The following is a 20325-nucleotide window of genomic DNA, read 5'->3' as shown; positions in this document are numbered from 1 at the left end:
CACAGTAGACTAGGTCGGTGACCAATAAGCAAGTGCGTGAGGACCGCGCCCCGCGGCTGGATCCCGGAACGGTGATCCGTACCGGGCTGGAACTGCTGGACGAGAAGGGCCTGGCCGCCCTGTCCACCAGGGCGGTCGCCGACCGGCTCGGCGTACGGATGAACACGGTGCTGTGGCATGTGAAGACCAAGGCCCGGATGCTGGAGCTGATGGCGGACGCCGTCGTCGGCGAAGCCTCACTCGACGACCTTCCGGCCCCCTGGGACGAGCGCGTCCGCGAACTGGCCCGCCGCTACCGTCGCGCCCTGCTCGCCCGTCGCGACGGTGCCGCGCTCGTCGTCGGCACCTACGCCGCCGAACCACACACCCTGCGCTTCGCCGATACGCTGGTGGGCGCGCTGCTGGACGGCGGCCTGGACGAGCGTGAGACCGCCTGGACCACGTGGACGATCACCTACTTCGTCCTCGGGCTCACCCAGGAGGAACAAGCGGCGGCCGATCAGTCGCCGAACGGCCGCCTGGCGAACGCGGTCTCCGAGACGGCCCACCCGGCCCTCCATCGCGTCCTCGGTCATCTCGACGCGGAATCATTCGACGAGCGCTTCGAGTTCGGCCTGTCCGCGATCCTCGCGGGCGGCGACCAGTGAGTTGTGGGTGCGAACGCGGCTATTCCCCCTGCGGCGCCTCCGTGGAGCCGCCGATTGACGAGTCGGCGATATTGCCCTACCGTGTCGGTTGATGCATCAACCAGCTCTGCGCCCTCCCCGGTCAGTCGGGCTGCTTCTTCATATGCGCGAGGACGCGGTCCGAGATCCGGGCGAGCGTGTCGAGTTCTTCCTGGGTGAGGGCGTCGATGAACAGTCGGCGGACGTGTTCGACATGCAGGGGCGCGGCGTCCTCGATCGCCTTGTAGCCGGCCGGGGTGGCGACGATGAACGCTCCGCGTCCGTCGTCGGGACATTCCTCCCTCGCCACCAGTCCGCGCGTCGCCATCCGCCGGACCTGGTGGGACATTCGGCTCTTCTCCCACTCCACCAGCTTGGCCAGATCCAGGAAGCGCATCCGCCCGCCGCCCCTTTCGGTGAGACTCACCAACACGATGTAGTCGGCGGCGGACATGTGCGAGTCGGCCTGGATCAGGCGGGAGAGTCGTCCGATGAGCGTCTCCTGCATGCGGATGAAACTGTCCCAGGCGACCTTCTGCTCCGAGGTCAGCCAGCGAGGCGTTGCATTCATTGAGGGAGTGTAACGAAAACGTTGACAGCTCATCTATCCCGTTGACGTGGGCGATTCCTGTCGATGCCCGAAATATCCGGGGGGTGCGGCGGGTGTCGGCATCCGTGACGCGTCACGGCCGGGCGGTCGGGTTCGGGTCCTGCGTACGTTCGTCCAGGCGGCGGAGCCGCAGCCGGATCTCCTCGGCCTCCGGGTGGTCGAACTCCTCGAAGGCGGTGAGCGCCAGTCGCCAGGTGGTGTGGGCCGCCGCCGGGTCGCCCGCGGCCAGGTGGACATCACCGAGGTGGTAGAGGGTGTAGCCCTCGCCCCAGCGGTTGCCGACATCGCGGTGTGCGATGAGCGCTTGGCGGTAGTGGCCGATCGCGTCATCGCTGCGGTGGAGCCGGTGCTTGACGGTGCCGAGGGCGTCGAGGGTGAAGCCTTCGACGCAGCGGTTGCCGACGGCGCGCACGACGGTCAATGCCTGCTCCAGGCAGTCGGTGGCCTCGTCGAGCCGGTCGAGGCGCCGGTAGGCGTCGCCCAGGTTGGCCAGGACGACCCCCTCGCCCCAGACATCGCCGCAGGCCCGGAAGAGGGCCAGCGCGCGGCGGGTGTACTCGACGGCCTTCTCAAGGCTGCCCGCCTCCAGGTAGGTGTTGCCCACATTGGCCACGGCCTGGCACCTGCCGTGGGAGTCCCCGAACTCACGGCAGTGGGCCATCGCCTGCCGGAGGTGGTCCACCGCCTCGTCGAACCGGTGCATCGCCGTCAGCGCGGCGGCCACGTCGCCCAGGCTCCATCCCTCGCCCGTGCGGTCGCCCGCGGCGCGGGCGGCGTCGAGGGCGATCCGGGTGACGTCGAGCCAGTCGTGCAGATGTCGGCGGAGGTAGAAGAACCCCCACAAGCAGGCGGCCAGCCGCCAGGCGATACCCGCCCGGCCGGACTCGGCGGCCTGGTACACGGCGGCGACGAGGTTGGAGCGTTCGATCTCGCACCACTCCAGCGCCTGTTCGTACGCGGTGAAGGTCAAGGGGTGGCAGCCGGGGGGCAGCGGTTCGAGGGGGACCCGGCGCCGCCCCGGGCTGAGGTGGGCGTAGGCGGCGTCCGTGGTGTGCAGGTACCAGGACCACAGCCGCTCCAGAGCCCGGTCCCGCTCCCGCGGCGTCTCCTCGGCGACGACACGCTCGGCGGCGTAGACGCGCAGCAGGTCGTGCAGGACGTACCGACCCGGCGCGCGTGCGGTGAGCAGGTGGGCGCCGGTGAGCTCCACGAGCAGACGTTGGGTCTTCCGCGGGGAGAGCCCGGCCAGGGCCGCCGCGGCGGGCGCGGAGAGGTCGGGGCCGCAGTGCAGTCCCAGTAAGTTGAACAACTTGGCGGCCGGTGCGGACAGGGCTTCGTAGGACGACGAGAACACGGCGCGTATGTCCGTGGTGAGGTCGTCCCCGGTGAACGAGTCCAGGCTGCCCTGGTTGTCGCGCAGTTCCTGGGCGATGGCGTCGAGCGTGAACCCCGGGTAGGTGACCGCGCGGGCCGCGACGATGGCGAGGGCGAGCGGCAGCCGGGCGCAGCGCGTGATCAGCTCGTCCGCCGCCCGGGGCTCCGCCGCCAGCCGTGCGGAGCCGATGCGGCGCGCGAGGAAGTCGTGCGCCTCGGCGGGCGTCAGCGGGTCGAGCGTCAGCGGGTGTGCCCCGTCGTTGGCGACCAGGCCCGTCAGCTGGCTGCGGCTGGTGACGATGACCAGGCAGCCGGAGGAGCCCGGCAGCAGAGGGCGGATCTGCTCGGTGTTGCGGGCGTTGTCGAGGAGGATCAGCATCCGGCGGCCGGCGAGCAGGCTGCGGTAGAGCGCCGCTTGTGCGTCGAGGGAGGCGGGAAGGCTCTGCGCGGGTACGCCGAGCGCGTCGAGGAAGATACGGATGGCCTCCGCCGGCGGCATGGCTGAGCCGGTCGGATGGAGCCCGCGCAGGTTGATGTAGAGCTGGCCGTCGGGGTAGCGGTGGGCGATCCGGCGCGCCCAGTGCACGGCCAGGGTGCTCTTGCCGATGCCCGCCATGCCGCCGATCGCGCTGATCAGCAGCGTGGCCGGCCGCTCTCCGTCGTCGGGCAGCAGGCCCTTGAGCTGCGCCAGCTCGGCTTCCCGGCCGGTAAAGGCGGCCAGGTCGGCGGGCAGCTGCGCGGGGCGGGCCCCTTGCCTCGCTGCCGGGGTCGCGATCGGGTCCGTGCGCTCGCACCGGGACTCCTGGGACTCCGCGGGCCCTGAGGCGGACAGGTCGAGCGCCGCGTCGGCTGCCAGGATGCGGTTGTGCAACTCCTGCAGCGCCGCGCCCGGTTCGATGCCCAGCTCGGCCACCAGGGTGCCGCGCGTCTTGCGGTACGCCGCCAGCGCCTCGGCCTGCCGCCCCGACCGGTACAGCGCCAGCATCAACAGCCGGCACAGCAGTTCGCGCAACGGGTACTCGCCGGTCAGCGCGGTCAGCTCGGCGATCACCTCGCTGTGGCGCCCGAGTTGGACGTCGACGTCCAGCCGGGCCTCCAGCGCGTCCAGCCGTACCTCGGTCAGCCGGGAGCGCTCGGCCTCGGCCAGCGGGCCGGGCAGTCCGGCCAGCGGCGCCCCCTCCCACCCGTCGAGCGCGGCGTGCAGCAGCTCCGCGGCAGCCGACACCTCGCCCGCACCGCGCAGCTTCTTCGCCTCGGCGACACGCTGCTCGAACACACCCAGGTCCAGGGCGCGTTCGGGGACACGGGCCAGGTATCCGTCCGCCGCCGAGACCACCACCTGCGGAGACTCTCCGACGTCGCGTCCGGGTTCGAGCACCTTGCGCAGCCGGGACGCATAGGTACGCAGCACGGACAGGGCCGCGGACGGCTGCTCCGCGCCCCATATGGCGTCGATGAGTTCGGCGACGGTGACGGGGCGCCCGCGCCGTAGCAACAGCGCTGCCAGCACCACTCGCTGCTGCGGCGAGCCCAGGTCCAGCTCACGTTCGCCGTGCCACGCCCTGACCGGCCCCAGCACGGCGAAGCGCAGGGAATCTCCCTGCTCTGCGTTCATGGACGGGGTCCGCACAGCCGAGATCAACGGTGGCATGCCGGCCGCCGGGCGATCTTGGGCGGGCGACTCGTCATAGCGCTGGACACATGTGGTCTTCATGGTGATCAGTTCTTCCGGATTCGTCTCGGGATGAACGCTGTCACTAAAGAGGTGAAGGCCGGTCGTCGCCGGGCGCCGCGGGTCGGCGGCGCCCGGCCGGGCTCATCGGCGTGGCTCCCAGCGGAAAAGGCGGGAGGCCAGCCCGACGGCCACGACGACCCAGCCCAGTGTGGGGACCAGCAGGATCAGGGAGTCCGCGACGGGTACGTTGCCGTCCCAGGCATCGACGACCAGTTCGGTGGCCGCGCCGCCGGGAAGCAGCCGCTTGAGCAGGGCGAGGTCCTCAGTGCCGGTGAGACCTACCCAGCTGGCGACCGCGATCACCGACAGGCTGACAGGCAGCGTGGTCACCTGAGCGTGCTCCGGCGAGTTCGTGAGCCCCGCCGTGGCGAGTGCCAGGGCGACCATCATGGCCAGCGTGGCCAGGACGGCAGCCGCGAGGAGCGGGATCTGGGACGGTTCGGTGGCGACCATGCCCAGCACGGTCAGGATCGCGACCACCTGGACCAGCGCGATGACGGTGACCGGCAGAAGCAGCCCGGTGAGGATGTCGACGTCGCCCGCGGCGGTGGAGCGCAGCCGTTTGAGGAAGAGGTTCTGCCGGCGCGAGGCCAGCGTGGTCACGGCCGTGGTGTAGAGCCCGAAGGCCATCACGGTGAACATCACGATCGCCGCGATGTAGCCGAGGCCGGCCATCTCCTCGAAGATCTCGTACTGGTAGACGAAGTACGCGCTGATGGCGACAGGCACGATAAGACCGGTGACCAGAACCAGCCGGTTCCGGAAGATCTGGATCAGCTCACTGCGAGCGATCGCGAACATGGGGTTGGGTCCCTTCGGGGCAGAGCGTTGGTGGGTTCAGCCGCCGGTGATGGCGCGGAAGACGTCGTCGAGGCGGGTCGGACCGGACTCCAGTTCCCGGAAGTCCACCCCGGCGTCGTGAGCCCAGCCCAGCAGGCGGTAGAGGTCCTCCTGCAGGCTGAAGGTCTCCACGCGGAAGGCGCCGTCCACCTGCACAGCTCCCATTGGCGGGGCCGGAGCACCGGCCGGGAGGGCGAAGGTGATCACCGACGGCAGGGTGTGCGTCAGCTCGACGACGGTCCCCTCACGGTGGAAGGTCCCCTGGTGCATGAGCCCGATGCGATCGGCCCGTTGCTGCGCCTCCTCCAGATAGTGAGTGGTGAGCACGACCGTGGATCCCTCGTCGCGCAGCCTGTCCACGGCGGCCCAGAGCGCGTCACGGGACTGGATGTCCAGGCCGGTCGTCGGCTCGTCCAAGATGACCAGCTCGGGCCCGCCGTACACGGCGGTGGCGAAGTCCAGACGGCGTTTCTCGCCGCCGGAGAGTTGCGACACCTTGGTGCCGGCCTTGCCGGTCAGACCCACGATGCCCAGTACGCGGTCGGCGTCGTCGTGCCGCCGGGTCAGCGTGCCGATCAGCCGGACCGACTCCTTCACCGTGAGATCCGGGGAGAAGCCGCTCTCCTGCAGCATGATGCCCATCCGCGAGCGCACGGCGGCGCGGTCGCTCGGGCTCTGCCCCAGGACGCGGACGGTGCCCGACTGGGCCGGCCGGTGTCCCTCTATGACCTCAAGGGTCGAGGTCTTGCCTGCGCCGTTGGTGCCGAGCAGCGCGTAGAACTCGCCACGCCCCACTTGGAACGACAGGTCCTTCACGGCATGGAAATCGCCGTAACGGACGTTGAGGTTCGTGACCTCGATGACTGCTGTAGTGGACATGCCTCGATTCCACCGACCGCGACGCGCTCCCGGTAGTGGCCTCGCATCACGTCCGCGCCATGACATTCGCGGCAGGCATGCATGACGCGGTGTCACTGGTGTACCGAAAGCTCCCCACGGATACTGGCTGGACGATGTCTGAAATTACCGAGGCGACGACACAGGGACGGCTGCGCCGGCTCAACCTGATCACGCTGCTCCCGGTGGTCACTGTCGGTGGGGTGTTCCTGGTCGCGCTGGACGCCGATTCCTGGTCGGAAGCGGTGGTCCTGGGCCTGGGTGTGGCCGCGGCGCTGGTGGCCTTCGTCTCCTGGACGGCCGGCAATCTGGCCCGGGTCGCCGTGCCGTGCCTGGTCGTCACCGCGGGCGTCTGGCTCTTCGGTGTGCTGGTGGCCGGGAGCGGGAAGGCGATCTTCGGCCTGTCCATCGTGGGCCCGTTGGTGGTGCCGCGGCTGCGCAACCATCGTGGCGCGGCGGCCGTCGCGCTGGTCGCCTACGTCGCCGTCGTGGGCGCGGCACGGTTCCTGATGACGGACGACGACCCGCGTCGGGTGCTGATCACGTATGTCATCGTCCCCGCGGGCCTCACCGCCATCGTGACGGGGCTGATGTTCCCCAACAAGCAGTTCTACGACGTCGTCCACGACCTGGAGGAGTCACGTCGCCACGAGGCGGAGCTGGCCGTGGTGCGTGAGCGCATGCGGTTCGCCAGCGACCTGCACGACATCCAGGGTCACACCCTGCACGTGGTGAAGCTCAAGGTCGCCCTCGCACAGAAGCTGGTGCACCGCGACCCCGGCCGGGCGGAGCAGGAGCTGCACGAGATCCACTCGCTCGTCAGCGACACCATCAGCCAGACCAAGGAACTCGTCTACGCGCACCGTCGGCTCAACCTCCCCGCCGAACTGGAGAACGCGAAGAACCTGTTCGAGGCCGCCGGCATCGAGGTACACATCCGCCGCGACGCGGACGCGGACAGCCGCGCGGGCGAGCTGCTCGGCCAGGTCCTGCGCGAGACAACGACCAACATCCTGCGGCACGCCGAGGCCCGGGAAGTCCGGATCACGTTGTCCGAGGCAGGCATCACCATCGTCAACGACGGCGTACCGGACGAGCCGCTCCCGGAGCTCAGCGGTCTCGCCGTTCTCGAACAGCGCGTGGCCGACAACGGGGGAAAGCTCACGGTGGACCAGAAGAACGGGTATTTCGTGACCGCCGCCGACTTCCCGTCGCCCGGTCCCGACACACAGGAGGCCCGATGACCAGCATCGTCATCGCCGACGACGAGGCACTCCTGCGCAAGGCGCTCGCGGCGCTGCTGCCGCTGGAGGGCGACATCACCGTGCGGGCCGAAGCGGAGGACGGCGAGGACGCGGTCCGCGCCACGCTGCGGTACCAGCCGGACGTGCTCGTCATCGACCTGGAGATGCCCGGCGTCGACGGACTCAGCGCCGTCGCGGCGATCCGCAAGGTCCTGCCTGACCAGGTGATCCTCATGCTGACCAGGCACGCCAGGCCCGGGGTACTGCGCCGGGCACTGAAGCTCGGTGTCCAGGGATTCGTCAGCAAGTCCGCCGAACCGGCGCACATCGCGTCCGTCATCGCGACCCTGCACGAGGGACGGCGCTGGATCGACCCGGACGTCTCCGCGCTCGCCCTCATCGACGACTGCCCCCTCACCGACCGCGAGATCGACGTCCTGCGCGCCACGGCCGACGGCTACTCCGCCGTCGACATCGCCGGTCAGCTCCACCTCGCCGAGGGCACCGTCCGCAACTACCTGTCCAACGCGATGCGGAAGACCCAGACCCAGACCCGGCACGAAGCGGCGCGTTACGCCCGCGAACACGACTGGCTGTGACCAAACCCGACGAGTGAGGAACGGCCAATTCCTCTCTCCGGCAACGGTGTTGGACCTGTGCTTGAGACGCCCGGCGGGGGGCGATACACGGAACATCAGGCGCGGAGGGCGCGTTGACCTCGACATGACTGAACTTCGCGCCCTCGGCTCGTCCGACCTCCTCGTTTCCCCCCTCTGTCTGGGTGGCAACGTGTTCGGCTGGACCGCCGACAAAGCACAGTCGTTCGCGGTGCTCGACGCCTACCTCGCCGCAGGCGGCAACTTCATCGACACCTCCGACTCGTACATGAACTACTTTCCCGAACAGGGCAACGAGCCGGGCCAGTCCGAGACCATCATCGGCGACTGGCTCGCCGGCCGTCGCAACCGCGACGACGTGGTCGTCGCGACCAAGGTCGGCGACCACCCGGAGTACATGGGCCTTACGCCCGCCAATATCAGGGCCGCTGCCGACGAGTCCCTGCGGCGACTGCGTACCGACCATATCGACCTCTACTACACCCATTACGACCGCGACGAGTCCATCCCCGTGGACGAGATAATCGCCGCGCTCGACGACCTCGTGAAGGCCGGCAAGGTGCGCGCCATCGCGACCTCCAACATCAGCCCCGAACGGCTCTCCGCCTCACTGGCCTTCTCCGACCGTGAGGGTCTGGCGCGCTACGTGGCGCTGCAGCCGGCGTACAACCTCGTCTCGCGCGACACCTACGAGGGTGCGCGGCGGGAGATCGTGGAGCGTGAAGGCCTGGCCTGCGTTCCGTACTTCGCACTCGCCGCCGGCTTCCTCACGGGTAAGTACCGTCCTGGGAAGACCGTCCAGAACGTGCGCAACCTCCCCGGACTCGCCGGCGGCTACGCGGACACCGATCGCGGCGTGAAGGTGCTCGACGCGTTGGAGCGGGTCGCGACGGCGCGAGGAGTGGAGATGGCAACGGTGGCGCTGGCCTGGCTCGCGCAGCAGCCGACGGTGACCGCACCGATCGCCTCCGCGCGCACCGTCGACCAACTCCCGGCACTCTTCGCCGCACACGACCTGCACCTGACGGACGCCGAGTTGCGGACCCTGACGGCAGCCTCTTCCTGACCGGACCCAACAGGAACGGAGAGCCCGCCTCCGCGCCCACGCGGCTTGAGAACACTCGCGTCCGCCCGGGCCCGCAGAGGGGGCTCACCTGTTGCCGCTGGTCAATTGAGTGAACTTGCGGCGTGTCACGGTGGGGCGGGTGGGACTCGAACCCACGGCCGACGGATTATGAGTCCGCTGCTCTAACCGGCTGAGCTACCGCCCCTAACGGCGCGTCGCGCACATTTGTGCGCGCCGTCTGCCGCAGCATAGCCGCTCATACGATCTCCTGCTTCGGATGGTCAGCAACGCTTGACCATGAAGACCGCGCCGTGCCCCGGCCGGTTCCAGGAAGCGCCCGAAGATCACCCGGAAGTTGACCGGACCGCCTCCGCGGGCACAAGAAAGAGGACCCCGAGGGGTCCTCTTTCCGTTTGCTCTCCCGGCTGGACTCGAACCAGCAACCCTCCGGTTAACAGCCGAATGCTCTGCCAATTGAGCTACAGGAGACCGCGCTCCCCCGACTGGACTCGAACCAGTAACCTGCCGGTTAACAGCCGGCTGCTCTGCCAATTGAGCTACAGGGGATTGCTGCGTTTGCACCGAACGTACCCGCTCCGGACTCCGCCGGGCGGCGGACGTCCGCTGCGACACATACATTAGCGCAAGCAGGGGGGTGCTCCGCCAATCGGTATCCCGCCGGGTCACACTGGGTGATCTCGGGCCTCGGGGGTAGGCGGACGTCACGGCTCAAGGTCCGATGCCAACGAACTAACGAAGGGTGGCAGGCCATGCGGCGCCTCATGTTCATCGCGGGACTGGCTGTCGGTTACGTACTCGGAACGAGGGCCGGACGTGAGCGCTACGAGCAGCTCAAAGAGTCCGCCACCCGGATCTCGCAGAACCCCGCCGTGCGCAACGCCGCCGAGACAGCCGCCATGTCCGGGCGCGAGTACGCGGGCAAGGCGTACCACTCGGTGAGCGACAAGGTCGGGGACAGGGTCCCGGAGTCCGTCGCCGACCGGGTCCGGTCCCTGCGCTCGCGCAACCACAACGGCGAGGACGACTGGGGAACGACCAACACCTGAGGGGCCGCGCGGGGCCTCGCGCACCCCGGGCGGTCCCGGACGCCTCCGCGGCCTCGCGCGTGCGGCAGAATCGTGCCATGGGAATAGTCGCCGGGTTGGACAGTTCGTCGGGTTCCACGCGCATCATCGTGTGTGACGCGGACACGGGTGCCGTGCTGCGGCAGGGATACGCGATGCATCCCGTCGAGGCGAAGGCGACCGAGGTCGATCCGCAGGCCTGGCTGCTGTCGCTCGGCGAGGCCGCGGGCGGGGGGCTGCTGGAGGGTGTGGAGGCCATCGGCGTCTCCGCGCAGCAGCACGGGCTCGTGCCGCTGGACCAGACCGGCAATCTCGTACGCCCGGCGCTGCTCGGCAACGACAAGCGCGCGCAGGTCGCCGCCGCCGATCTGATCGACGCGCTCGGCGGGCGGCAGGCGTGGGCCGAGGCCGTCGGGTCGGTGCCGCAGGCGGGTCAGCCGCTGGCGAAGCTGCGCTGGCTGGCGCGGAACGAACCGGAGGCGGCGCGGCGTACGGTGATGATCCTCCAGCCGCACGACTGGCTGGTGTGGCAGCTGCTCGGCCGGCCCGCCCGGCGGACGACGGACCGGGGGGCGGCGTCCGGTTCCGGTTTCTGGTCCGCCCGCACCGGTGCCTACCGGCCGGATCTGATGGAGCTCGCGCTGGGACACCAGGCGGCGCTGCCGGAGGTGCTCGGTCCTGCCGAGGCCGCCGGGACCACGCCCGAGGGGCTGCTGATCTCCGCGGGTACGGGCGAGACCATGGCCGCCGCCTTCGGGCTCGGCGTCGGGATCGGCGACGCGGTCGTGTCGCTGGGCGCCTCCGGGTCGGTGATGACCGTGCACCACGAGGCGCTGGCGGATCCCTCCGGGATGATCACGTCGTTCGCCGACGCCACGGGGATGCATCTGCCGGTCGTCCATACGCTGAACGCGGTACGGGCCCTGCGGGGTACGGCGGAGCTGCTGGGGACCGAGGACCTGGACGAACTGTCGGCGCTGGCGCTCAAGTCCACGCCGGGCGCGTCCGGGCTGGTGTTCCTGCCCTATCTGGAGGGCGAGAAGACACCCCAACTGCCGCATACGGCGGGGACGTTGACCGGTCTGCGGCGGGAGTCGATGAAGCCGGAGCATCTGGCGCGGGCCGCGTTCGAGGGGATGCTCTGCTCGCTGGCCGACGCGATGGACGTGGTGCGCGGGCGCGGCGTCGATGTGCGGCGGGTCTTCCTGCTGGGGGCGGCGGCCGGGCTGCCGGCCGTGCAGGTGTGCGCGCCGGGGATCTTCGGGGCGCAGGTCGTGGTGCCGGAGCCGGCCGACTACGCGGCGCTGGGGGCGGCCCGGCAGGCCGCCTGGGCGCTGGGGGTATCCAAGAACACGCTGTCCCCGCACAGCCCGCCCGAGTGGCGCGGTGCGGCGGCTCAGATCTTCGAGCCGGGGGAAGAGGCGGCGGTCGGCGCGGCGGTGCGGCAGCAGTACACAGCGGCGCGGGAGCAGATCCACCCGGGCGCGTTCGCGGCGGCGCCGGGGGCGTAGGGCGGGGCGGCCGGGGCGGGGGGCAGGGGCGGTCGGGGCGGAGGCCGAGGGGAGCCAGGGGTTCCGGTATGACAGTCGTTCTTGACCGGTCCTTTGTGGAAAACCCTTGGGATCCGGCGGGCGGCATGTCGCAGGATGGGTCCGACCCCCGATCTTGCCGAGCCCGAGAGACAGCACGTGCTTCTACGACTACTCAGAACGCATCTGGCCCCCTACAGAACGGCCATCGGTCTGCTGGTGGCTTTCCAGTTCCTTCAGACCTGTGCCTCCCTCTATCTGCCCACCCTCAACGCCGACATCATCGACAACGGTGTCGTGACGGGGGACACGGGTTACATCATGGAGTTCGGCGGTCTCATGATCGCCGTCAGCATCGTCCAGGTGCTCGGCCAGATAGGCGCTGTCTACTACGGTTCGCGCACCGCGTCGGCCCTCGGCCGTGACGTGCGGGCCGCGATATTCGACCGGGTGCAGAGCTTCTCCGCCCGCGAGGTCGGCCAGTTCGGCGCGCCGTCGCTGATCACGCGTACGACCAACGACGTCCAGCAGGTGCAGATGCTGGTCCTGATGTCGTTCACGCTGATGGTGTCGGCCCCAATCATGTGTGTCGGCGGCATCGTCATGGCGCTCGGTCAGGACGTGCCCCTGTCGGCGGTGCTGCTCGCCGTGGTGCCGGTGCTCGGTATCTCGGTGAGCCTGATCGTCAAGCGGATGCGCCCGCTGTTCCGCACCATGCAGGAACGGCTGGACACGGTGAACCGGGTGCTGCGTGAGCAGATAACCGGCAACCGCGTCATCCGGGCCTTCGTACGCGACGAGTACGAGAAGGAGCGGTTCAAGGGCGCCAACACCGACCTCACCGAGATGTCGTTGGCGACCGGTCGGCTGATGGCGCTGATGTTCCCGGTGGTGATGACCGTCGTGAACGTGTCGTCGGTCGCCGTCGTCTGGTTCGGCGCGCACCGCATCGACAGCGGCGGGATGCGGATCGGCGCGCTGACCGCGTTCCTCGCGTATCTCATGCAGATCGTGATGGCCGTGATGATGGCCACCTTCATGTTCATGATGGTGCCGCGCGCCGAGGTGTGTGCCGAGCGCATCGAGGAGGTGCTGGACACCAGGTCGAGCGTCGTCCCGCCGAAGGACCCCGTGCGGACACTGCGCCGGCACGGTCATCTGGAGGTGCGGGGCGCGGAGTTCCGCTACCCGGGCGCCGAGGAACCGGTGCTGCGTGAGGTGTCACTGACCGCGAGACCGGGCGAGACGACCGCCGTCATCGGCTCGACCGGCAGCGGAAAGTCCACCCTGCTCGGGCTGGTGCCCAGGCTGGTCGACGCGACCTCCGGCGAGGTGCTGGTGGACGGGGAGGACGTACGCGGACTCGATCCCGCCCTGCTGGCCAGGACGGTCAGTCTGGTGCCGCAGAAGCCGTATCTCTTCTCGGGGACGGTGGCGACGAATCTGCGGTACGGCAATCCGGACGCGACCGACGAGGAGCTGTGGCACGCGCTCGATGTCGCACAGGCCAAGGAGTTCGTCACCGATCTGGAGGGTGGGCTGAACGCGCCTGTCGCGCAGGGCGGGACGAACGTCTCCGGGGGTCAGCGCCAGCGCCTCGCCATCGCGCGGACTTTGGTGCAGCGGCCGGAGATCTATCTCTTCGACGACTCGTTCTCCGCGCTGGACTACGCGACGGACGCGGCGCTGCGTGCCGCCCTGGCGCGGGAGACCGCCGAGGCCACGGTGGTGATCGTCGCCCAGCGGGTGTCCACCATCCGCGACGCCGACCGGATCATCGTCATGGACGAGGGCCGGGTGGTCGGTGAGGGGCGTCATCACGAGCTGATGGCGGCGAACGAGACGTACCGGGAGATCGTGCTCTCCCAGCTGACCGAGGCGGAGGCGGCCTGATGAGCGGTCCTGGTGGACGCATGATGGCGGCCGGCGCGGGGGCTCCTTCGCAGCGGTCGATGGACTTCAAGGGGTCGAGCAAGCGGCTGCTGCGGCAGTTGGCGCGCGAGAAGGTCACCCTGTGGTGGATGCTCGCCGCGGGCGTGCTGAGTGTGGCGGCCTCGGTGGTGGGCCCGAAGATCCTCGGCTCGGCGACCGACCTGATCTTCGCGGGGGTCGTCGGGCGTCAGACGCCGGGGGGTGTCAGCAAGGACGAGACGGTCGCGCGGCTGCGGGACGAGGGCGACGGCGGGCTCGCCGACCTGCTCTCCGGGGTGGACTTCACGCCGGGGCAGGGCATCGACTTCGGCGCGGTCGGCCGGGTCCTGCTGGTGGCGCTGGCGGTGTACGTCGCGGCCGGGCTGCTGATGCTGGTCTCGACGCGGCTGTCCATCCGGGTCATCAACCTCACCATCTACCGGATGCGTGAGGACGTACAGGCAAAGCTGTCGCGGCTGCCGCTGTCGTACTTCGACCGTCAGCAGCGCGGTGAGGTGCTGAGCCGGGCGACGAACGACGTCGACAACATCTCGCAGACGCTCCAGCAGACGATGGGCCAGCTCGTCAACTCGCTGCTGACGATCCTCGGTGTGCTGGGCATGATGCTGTGGATCTCGCCGCTGCTGGCGCTGGTCGCGCTGGTGACCGTGCCGCTGTCGGTGTTCGTGGCGACGAAGGTCGGCAAGCGCTCGCAGCCGCACTTCGTCTCGCAGTGGAAGTCCACGGGCACGCTGAACGCCCATATCGAGGAGATGTACACGGGGCACGCCCTGGTGAAGGTCTTCGGGCGGCAGGAGGAGTCGGCGCGGGCGTTCAAGGAGCAGAACGACGCGCTGTACGAGGCGGGCTTCAAGGCGCAGTACAACAGCGGGATCATGCAGCCGCTGATGTTCTTCATCTCCAACCTCAACTATGTGCTGGTGGCGGTGGTCGGCGGGCTGCGTGTCGCGTCGGGGACGCTGTCCATCGGCGATGTGCAGGCGTTCATCCAGTACTCGCGGCAGTTCTCGATGCCTCTGACGCAGGTGGCTTCGATGGCCAACCTCGTGCAGTCCGGGGTCGCGTCAGCGGAGCGGATATTCGAGCTGCTGGACGCGGACGAGCAGGAGAAGGACGCGCCGTCGGCCGAGCGCCCGCACGAGTTGCGGGGAGGGGTGTCGCTGGACGGTGTGGCGTTCCGCTACGAGCCGGAGAAGCCGCTCATCGAGGATCTGTCCCTGTCCGTCGAGCCGGGTCAGACGGTCGCGATCGTCGGCCCGACCGGCGCGGGCAAGACGACGCTGGTCAATCTGCTGATGCGGTTCTACGAGGTGACGTCCGGCCGGATCAGTCTGGACGACATCGACATCTCCACCATGTCGCGTGAGGACCTGCGTTCCCGAATAGGCATGGTCCTCCAGGACACCTGGCTGTTCGGCGGCACGATCGCGGAGAACATCGCGTACGGCGCCTCGCACGACGTCACGCGGGCGCAGATCGAGGAGGCGGCACGGGCCGCGCACGCGGACCGTTTCATCCGGACGCTGCCCGACGGGTACGAGACCGTGATCGACGACGAGGGGTCGGGCGTCAGCGCGGGCGAGAAGCAGCTCATCACCATCGCGCGGGCGTTCCTGTCCGACCCGGTGATCCTGGTGCTGGACGAGGCGACCAGCTCGGTGGACACCCGTACGGAGGTGCTGATCCAGAAGGCGATGGCCCAACTGGCGCACGGGCGGACGAGTTTCGTGATCGCGCACCGGCTCTCCACGATCAGGGACGCGGACGTGATCCTGGTGATGGAGAACGGCTCGATCGTCGAACAGGGCACGCACGAGGGGCTGTTGGCGGCGGAGGGTGCGTACGCGCGGCTGTACGCGGCGCAGTTCGCGCAGGCGGTCGCCGAGGTGGACTAGAGCCTGTCCTGATGGATCCGCGAACGCCGGACGGGCTGCCTCGGGGTGGCCCGTCCGGTGTGCGTCGGCGGGCCGCGCGTTCAGTCCAGGTAGCCGCGCAGCTGGTCCGCGAACGCGTGGTCGCGGAGTTTGCTCAGGGTCTTGGACTCGATCTGCCGGATCCGCTCGCGGGTCACCCCGAAGATCCGGCCTATCTCCTCCAGTGTGCGCGGGCGGCCGTCCGCGAGGCCGTAACGGAGCTGGACCACCTTGCGTTCGCGCTCGCCGAGCGTGGACAGGACCGCCTCCAGATGCTCGCGGAGCAGCAGGAACGCCGCCGACTCCACGGGTGAGGCCGCGTCGCCGTCCTCGATCAGGTCACCGAAGGCGACGTCGTCCTCCTCCCCCACCGGCGCGTGCAGCGAGACGGGTTCCTGGGCGAGCCGCAGGACCTCGCCGACCCGCTCGGCGGTCAGCTCCAGCTGTCCCGCGACCTCTTCGTGGGTCGGTTCGTAGCCGCGTTCCTGGAGCATCCGGCGCTGGACGCGGACGACACGGTTGATCAGCTCGACCACATGGACGGGGACCCGGATCGTACGGGCCTGGTCGGCCAGCGCGCGGGACATGGCCTGGCGGATCCACCACGTCGCGTACGTCGAGAACTTGTAGCCGCGCGCGTAGTCGAACTTCTCCACGGCCCGGATCAGGCCGAGGTTCCCCTCCTGGACGAGGTCGAGCATGGTCAGTCCACGGCCGACGTAGCGCTTGGCGACCGACACGACGAGCCGCAGGTTCGCCTCGATGAGCCGGCGTTTGGCCATCCGGCCGCGCACGACGAGCCGGTCGAGGTCGACGGCGAGCTGGGAGTCCAGGTCGGGCGTGGAGCCGAGCTTCTCCTCGGCGAAGAGACCGGCCTCGACGCGGCGCGCGAGGTCCACCTCCTCGACGGCGGTGAGCAGTCTGATCCGCCCGATCTCCCGCAGATACTGCCGGAAGAGGTCGGACGAGGGCCCGCCGTTGTCCGCCTTGCCACGCGGACCGACGCGTTCGGGGATCTCGGGGATGTCCACCGGGTCCTCCGTGACGGTCTCCGGGACCGCCTCGGGGTGGTGCGCGGCGCGGCTCTGCGACGGAACCGCCGACACCAGGTCGGCCTCGGTCAGGGTCTGGGTCTGCACGGGGGCGGCCTCCAGGGTGATCGCTGCCGGATCGGGGGCGTGCGGCAGCTCCGAGAACACAGGCACCGCTGCCCAGTGTGGCTCAAGGCACATGGCCGCCACGAGAGGTGTGCGGGGACTTTCTGAGTCCCGTGCGTAACCGGGCAGTTACCGAAGGATGTTTGAAACGCGGATGCTGGGCCGTGTCTTCAAAGTCCCGCCTGGCCCGCGACGCCTGGCACGGCACCTCGCCGCGTTGTCGGAGTCGTGCGAGTACGCCCAGTACGAGCACGATCCTCCGCCTTGCGATGCACCGCACCAGACGCCGCAGGCCCCGCCTTGCTGGCGGACGGCGCTACTTCGAAGACACGGCCTAGAGCGCAGCCGCGCCGCTGTTGCGCAGCGACTGGCGGTACTGCTGGAGCACCCACAGCTCGTTCTGCACCGCCTGGTGGCGTTCGGCGTCCGCGCCGGTGCCCAGGCGGGCCAGGCTGCCCGTCACATCGTGGATGCGGAGGTCGACGGCGCGCAGCCGGACCCGTACGAGCTGCTCCCCCGCGTACGCCTCGTCGATCGACTTGCCGTGGAAGACCTCCACCGCCAGCTCCGTGACCAGGGCGCGCACCGCGTCGTTCGGCGCGGCCTCGCGGACCCTGGCCAGATACTCCGGCGCCGATTCGATGCCCTGCTCGGCACCGCCCGCGTCCTCGACCGCCCGGCGCACCGCCGCGTACGGGGGGGCGGTGAACTCGTCCACGCCGTACGCGTCGAAGGCAGGGGAGACCAACTCGGGGCGCTGGAGGGCGAGTTTGAGCAGCTCGCGCTCGGTGCGATGGGCGGGGCTCCGGAGGTTGAGCGCGGGCCCGGAAGGCGCCGGGGGCCGGCCGGAGTCGTACGAGGAAGGCGGACCGCCGCGACCGCCACGGTCGGACGCCGGTCCCGCCGGACCGCGTCCGCCCCGGTCGCGCGCCCAACGGGCCATCTGCGCCACGCGCTTGACCACGAACTGGGTGTCGAGGATGCCGAGGATCCCGGCGAGCTGGACGGCGACCTCGTGCTGCGACGCGCCGTTCTTGATCCGGGCCACGATCGGGCCCGCCTCGTCCAGCGCGGACGCGCGGCCCGCCGGGGTCTCCAGGTCGTACCGCGCCACGATCTGGCGGATCGCGAACTCGAAGAGCGGCGTGCGCGGTTCCACCAGGTCCTGGACCGCCGCGTCGCCCTTGCTGAGGCGCAGTTCGCACGGGTCCATGCCGTCGGGCGCGATCGCGATGTACGTCTCGGCGGCGAACTTCTGGTCGTCCTCGAAGGCACGCAGCGCGGCCTTCTGGCCCGCCGCGTCACCGTCGAAGGTGAAGATCACCCGCGCGCTGCCGTTGTCCATCAGCAGCCGGCGCAGGATCTTGATGTGGTCGGTGCCGAAGGCCGTGCCGCAGGTGGCGATGGCGGTGGTGATCCCCGCCAGATGGCAGGCCATCACGTCCGTGTAGCCCTCGACCACCACCGCCCGGCTGGCCTTGGCGATGTCCTTCTTGGCCAGGTCCACCCCGTACAGCACCTGCGATTTCTTGTAGATCGCGGTGTCGGGGGTGTTCAGATACTTCGGCCCGTTGTCGTCGTCGCGCAGCTTGCGCGCGCCGAAGCCGACGACCTCGCCCGAGATGTCGCGGATCGGCCACATCAGCCGGCCCCGGAACCGGTCGATCGGACCCCGGCGGCCGTCCTGGGAGAGCCCGGCGAGCAGCAGTTCCTTGTCGGTGAAGCCCTTGCCGCGCAGGAAACGGGTCAGATGGTCCCAGCCGACCGGGCTGTAACCGATCCCGAAATGCTCGGCCGCCGCCTGGTCGAAGCCCCGCTCGGCGAGGAACTTCCGGCCGATCGCGGCCTCTTCACCGGCGAGCTGCTCCACATAGAACCCGGCGGCCGCCTTGTGCGCCTCCACCAGCCTGATGCGCTCGCCCCGCTGGTGGGTGGGGTTGTACCCGCCCTCCTCGTACCGCAGCGTGATGCCCGCCTTGCCGGCGAGGCGCTCGACCGTCTCGGAGAAGGAGAGATGGTCGATCTTCATCACGAAGGCGATGGTGTCCCCGCCCTCCTGGCAGCCGAAGCAGTGGAAGAGACCCTTGCTCGGACTGACCTGGAAGGACGGGGACTTCTCGTCGTGGAAGGGGCAGAGGCCTTTGAGATTGCCTCCGCCGGCCGGGCGCAGTTGCAGATACTCGGACACGACGGTGTCGATCGGGACCGCGTCCCGAACCACCTTCACGTCGTCGTCGTTGATCCTGCCTGCCACATGAGAATTCTACGGGGACGCACCGACAGTCCCTTACGCCCGGTCCGCCGGGGGCTCGGGCGCGAAGCTTTCCAGCGGCACCGCCGGGTCGGCGAGGGCGTCGGGATCCTGCCGGGCACCGGAGCGGATGATCCGCTGGATGTCGCCGGTGACGTCCCACACGTTGACGTTCATCCCCGCGAGCACCCGGCGGTCCTTGAGCCAGAAGGCGATGAACTCCCGCTTTCCCGCGTCGCCGCGCACCACCACCTGGTCGTAACTGCCGGGCGGCGCCCAGCCCGAGTACTCCAGGCCCAGGTCGTACTGGTCGGAGAAGAAGTACGGCAGCCGGTCGTACGTCTCGTCCCGGCCGAGCATCGAGCGGGCCGCGGCCGGGCCGCCGTTGAGCGCGTTGGCCCAGTGTTCGACCCGCAGCCTGTCGGTCGGCAGCTCGGTGCCGGGCAGCGAGAACGGGAAGGAGGCCACGTCGCCCGCGGCGTAGATGTCCGGGTCGGAGGTGCGCAGGCCCAGGTCTACGGCGATGCCGCCTCCGTGCTCGCGGCCCACGAGGTCGAGACCGGCCGCCTCGGCGAGACCCGTACGGGGCGCGGCGCCGATCGCGGCGAGCACGGCGTGCGCCATGTGCTCCTCGCCGTCGTGCGTACGGACGGAGAGGACCATGCCGTCCTGGCCGACGATCTCGGTGAGCCGGGCGCCGAAGTGGAACCGTACGCCGTGCTCGCTGTGCAGTTCGGTGAAGAGCTGTCCGATCTCCGGGCCGATGACCTGGTGCAGCGGTGTGGGGTGCGGCTCGACGACGGTGACCTCGGTGCCGTACCCGCGGGCGGCGGAGGCGACCTCCAGACCGATCCAGCCGGCGCCGGCGATGACCAGATGGCCGTTGTCGCGGCCGAGGGTGGTGAGGACCTGGCGCAGCCGGTCGGCGTGCGCGAGCCGGCGCAGATGATGGACGCCCGCGAGGCCGGTGCCGGGAATGTCGAGGCGGCGGGGTTCGGAGCCGGTGGTGAGGAGCAGCTTGTCGTAGCGCACGGAGGTGCCGTCGCCGAGGTGGACGCAGCGGGTGTCACGGTCGATCTCGGTCACTGTCTGGCCGAGGTGGAGTTCCACGCGGTGCCGGGCGTACCAGGCGGGTTCGTGGACGAAGACGCTGTCGCGCTCCTCCTTGCCGGTCAGGAAGCCCTTCGACAGCGGGGGGCGTTCGTAGGGGTGGTCTCCCTCGTCCCCGATGATGATCACTCGGCCGGTGAATCCTTCGGAACGGAGGGTTTCCGCGGCCTTCGCCCCGGCCAGCCCACCGCCGACGATGACGAAAGTCCGATGTGCGTCGACCACTTGATGCCTCCTCGTTACGCTGCCGCCATCTGTGAGCGTCCCGCACGGAGCGTGATGGCGAAAGAGGGGAGGCTC

15 protein-coding genes and 3 tRNA genes are annotated in these 20325 nt (G+C 69.7%); 8 read left to right on the top strand and 10 right to left on the bottom strand.

The genetic code is table 11. From position 1 onward, the window contains the following. Nucleotides 1–17: 17 nt before the first annotated feature. Nucleotides 18–647 carry a TetR/AcrR family transcriptional regulator C-terminal domain-containing protein gene (locus ACFWV8_RS05525; RefSeq protein ID WP_384198217.1) on the top strand — a complete coding sequence of 210 codons (630 nt, stop codon included), beginning with the start codon at nt 18–20 and terminating at the stop codon, nt 645–647. Nucleotides 648–768: 121 nt separating this feature from the next. On the opposite strand, the gene ACFWV8_RS05520 is transcribed toward ACFWV8_RS05525, so the two are convergent. From ACFWV8_RS05520 to ACFWV8_RS05505, 4 genes are all read right to left on the bottom strand, one after another. After that, nucleotides 769–1236, bottom strand: a complete 468-nt coding sequence (locus ACFWV8_RS05520; RefSeq protein ID WP_384198215.1) for a MarR family winged helix-turn-helix transcriptional regulator — start codon at nt 1234–1236, stop codon at nt 769–771. A 112-nt stretch (nt 1237–1348) separates the two neighbouring features. After that, a complete protein-coding gene (locus tag ACFWV8_RS05515; protein WP_384198213.1) occupies nt 1349–4264 on the bottom strand; it encodes a BTAD domain-containing putative transcriptional regulator in 2916 nt (971 codons plus the stop codon). 201 nt (nt 4265–4465) lie between these two features. Then, nucleotides 4466–5185: an ABC transporter permease gene (locus ACFWV8_RS05510; RefSeq protein WP_384198211.1), complete on the bottom strand. Its 720-nt coding sequence runs from the start codon at nt 5183–5185 to the stop codon at nt 4466–4468. Nucleotides 5186–5221: 36 nt separating this feature from the next. Further along, nucleotides 5222–6103: an ABC transporter ATP-binding protein gene (locus ACFWV8_RS05505; protein ID WP_384198209.1), complete on the bottom strand. Its 882-nt coding sequence runs from the start codon at nt 6101–6103 to the stop codon at nt 5222–5224. 134 nt (nt 6104–6237) lie between these two features. On the opposite strand from ACFWV8_RS05505, the gene ACFWV8_RS05500 reads away from it, so the two are divergent. The 3 genes from ACFWV8_RS05500 (at nt 6238) to ACFWV8_RS05490 (ending at nt 9048) form a co-directional block, all read left to right on the top strand. Continuing rightward, a complete protein-coding gene (locus ACFWV8_RS05500; protein WP_384198207.1) occupies nt 6238–7365 on the top strand; it encodes a sensor histidine kinase in 1128 nt (375 codons plus the stop codon). Beyond that, nucleotides 7362–7964, top strand: a complete 603-nt coding sequence (locus ACFWV8_RS05495) for a DNA-binding response regulator (RefSeq protein WP_384198205.1) — start codon at nt 7362–7364, stop codon at nt 7962–7964. The genes ACFWV8_RS05500 and ACFWV8_RS05495 overlap by 4 nt, the downstream gene beginning before the upstream one ends. Nucleotides 7965–8088: 124 nt before the next feature. Continuing rightward, nucleotides 8089–9048, top strand: coding sequence for an aldo/keto reductase (locus ACFWV8_RS05490; RefSeq protein ID WP_384198203.1), 960 nt, complete (start codon nt 8089–8091; stop codon nt 9046–9048). 131 nt (nt 9049–9179) lie between these two features. Here ACFWV8_RS05490 and ACFWV8_RS05485 read toward each other — a convergent pair. From ACFWV8_RS05485 to ACFWV8_RS05475, 3 genes are all read right to left on the bottom strand, one after another. Further along, a tRNA-Ile gene (locus ACFWV8_RS05485) sits at nt 9180–9253 on the bottom strand. Nucleotides 9254–9464: 211 nt separating this feature from the next. Further along, nucleotides 9465–9537 (bottom strand) — tRNA-Asn (locus ACFWV8_RS05480). A gap of 5 nt (nt 9538–9542) precedes the next feature. After that, nucleotides 9543–9615, bottom strand: a tRNA-Asn gene (locus ACFWV8_RS05475). 203 nt (nt 9616–9818) lie between these two features. Here ACFWV8_RS05475 and ACFWV8_RS05470 point away from each other — a divergent pair. The 4 genes from ACFWV8_RS05470 to ACFWV8_RS05455 all read left to right on the top strand — a co-directional run bounded on the left by ACFWV8_RS05470 (nt 9819) and on the right by ACFWV8_RS05455 (nt 15489). Next, nucleotides 9819–10115, top strand: a complete 297-nt coding sequence (locus tag ACFWV8_RS05470) for a YtxH domain-containing protein (RefSeq protein ID WP_329387976.1) — start codon at nt 9819–9821, stop codon at nt 10113–10115. A 77-nt stretch (nt 10116–10192) separates the two neighbouring features. Continuing rightward, nucleotides 10193–11644 (top strand): FGGY family carbohydrate kinase, encoded by a 1452-nt coding sequence (locus tag ACFWV8_RS05465; RefSeq protein WP_384198201.1) that lies wholly within the window; start codon nt 10193–10195, stop codon nt 11642–11644. Nucleotides 11645–11821: 177 nt separating this feature from the next. Beyond that, nucleotides 11822–13555 carry an ABC transporter ATP-binding protein gene (locus ACFWV8_RS05460; protein WP_384198200.1) on the top strand — a complete coding sequence of 578 codons (1734 nt, stop codon included), beginning with the start codon at nt 11822–11824 and terminating at the stop codon, nt 13553–13555. Then, entirely contained in the window at nt 13555–15489 is a 1935-nt protein-coding gene (locus ACFWV8_RS05455; protein WP_384198198.1) for an ABC transporter ATP-binding protein, read from the top strand. The genes ACFWV8_RS05460 and ACFWV8_RS05455 overlap by 1 nt, the downstream gene beginning before the upstream one ends. Before the next feature lie 80 nt (nt 15490–15569). On the opposite strand, the gene ACFWV8_RS05450 is transcribed toward ACFWV8_RS05455, so the two are convergent. The 3 genes from ACFWV8_RS05450 to ACFWV8_RS05440 form a co-directional block, all read right to left on the bottom strand. After that, entirely contained in the window at nt 15570–16739 is a 1170-nt protein-coding gene (locus tag ACFWV8_RS05450; RefSeq protein WP_384198196.1) for an RNA polymerase sigma factor, read from the bottom strand. Between the two features lie 259 nt (nt 16740–16998). Next, nucleotides 16999–18918, bottom strand: a complete 1920-nt coding sequence (dnaG, locus tag ACFWV8_RS05445; protein ID WP_384198194.1) for a DNA primase — start codon at nt 18916–18918, stop codon at nt 16999–17001. 33 nt (nt 18919–18951) lie between these two features. Then, on the bottom strand, nt 18952–20250 hold the full coding sequence (locus ACFWV8_RS05440) for an NAD(P)/FAD-dependent oxidoreductase (RefSeq protein WP_384198192.1): 1299 nt from the start codon (nt 20248–20250) through the stop codon (nt 18952–18954). Nucleotides 20251–20325 lie beyond the last annotated feature (75 nt).

The organism is Streptomyces sp. NPDC058665 (assembly GCF_042714995.1).
Classification (GTDB): domain Bacteria; phylum Actinomycetota; class Actinomycetes; order Streptomycetales; family Streptomycetaceae; genus Streptomyces.
This window is presented reverse-complemented; position numbering and strand designations above follow the sequence as displayed.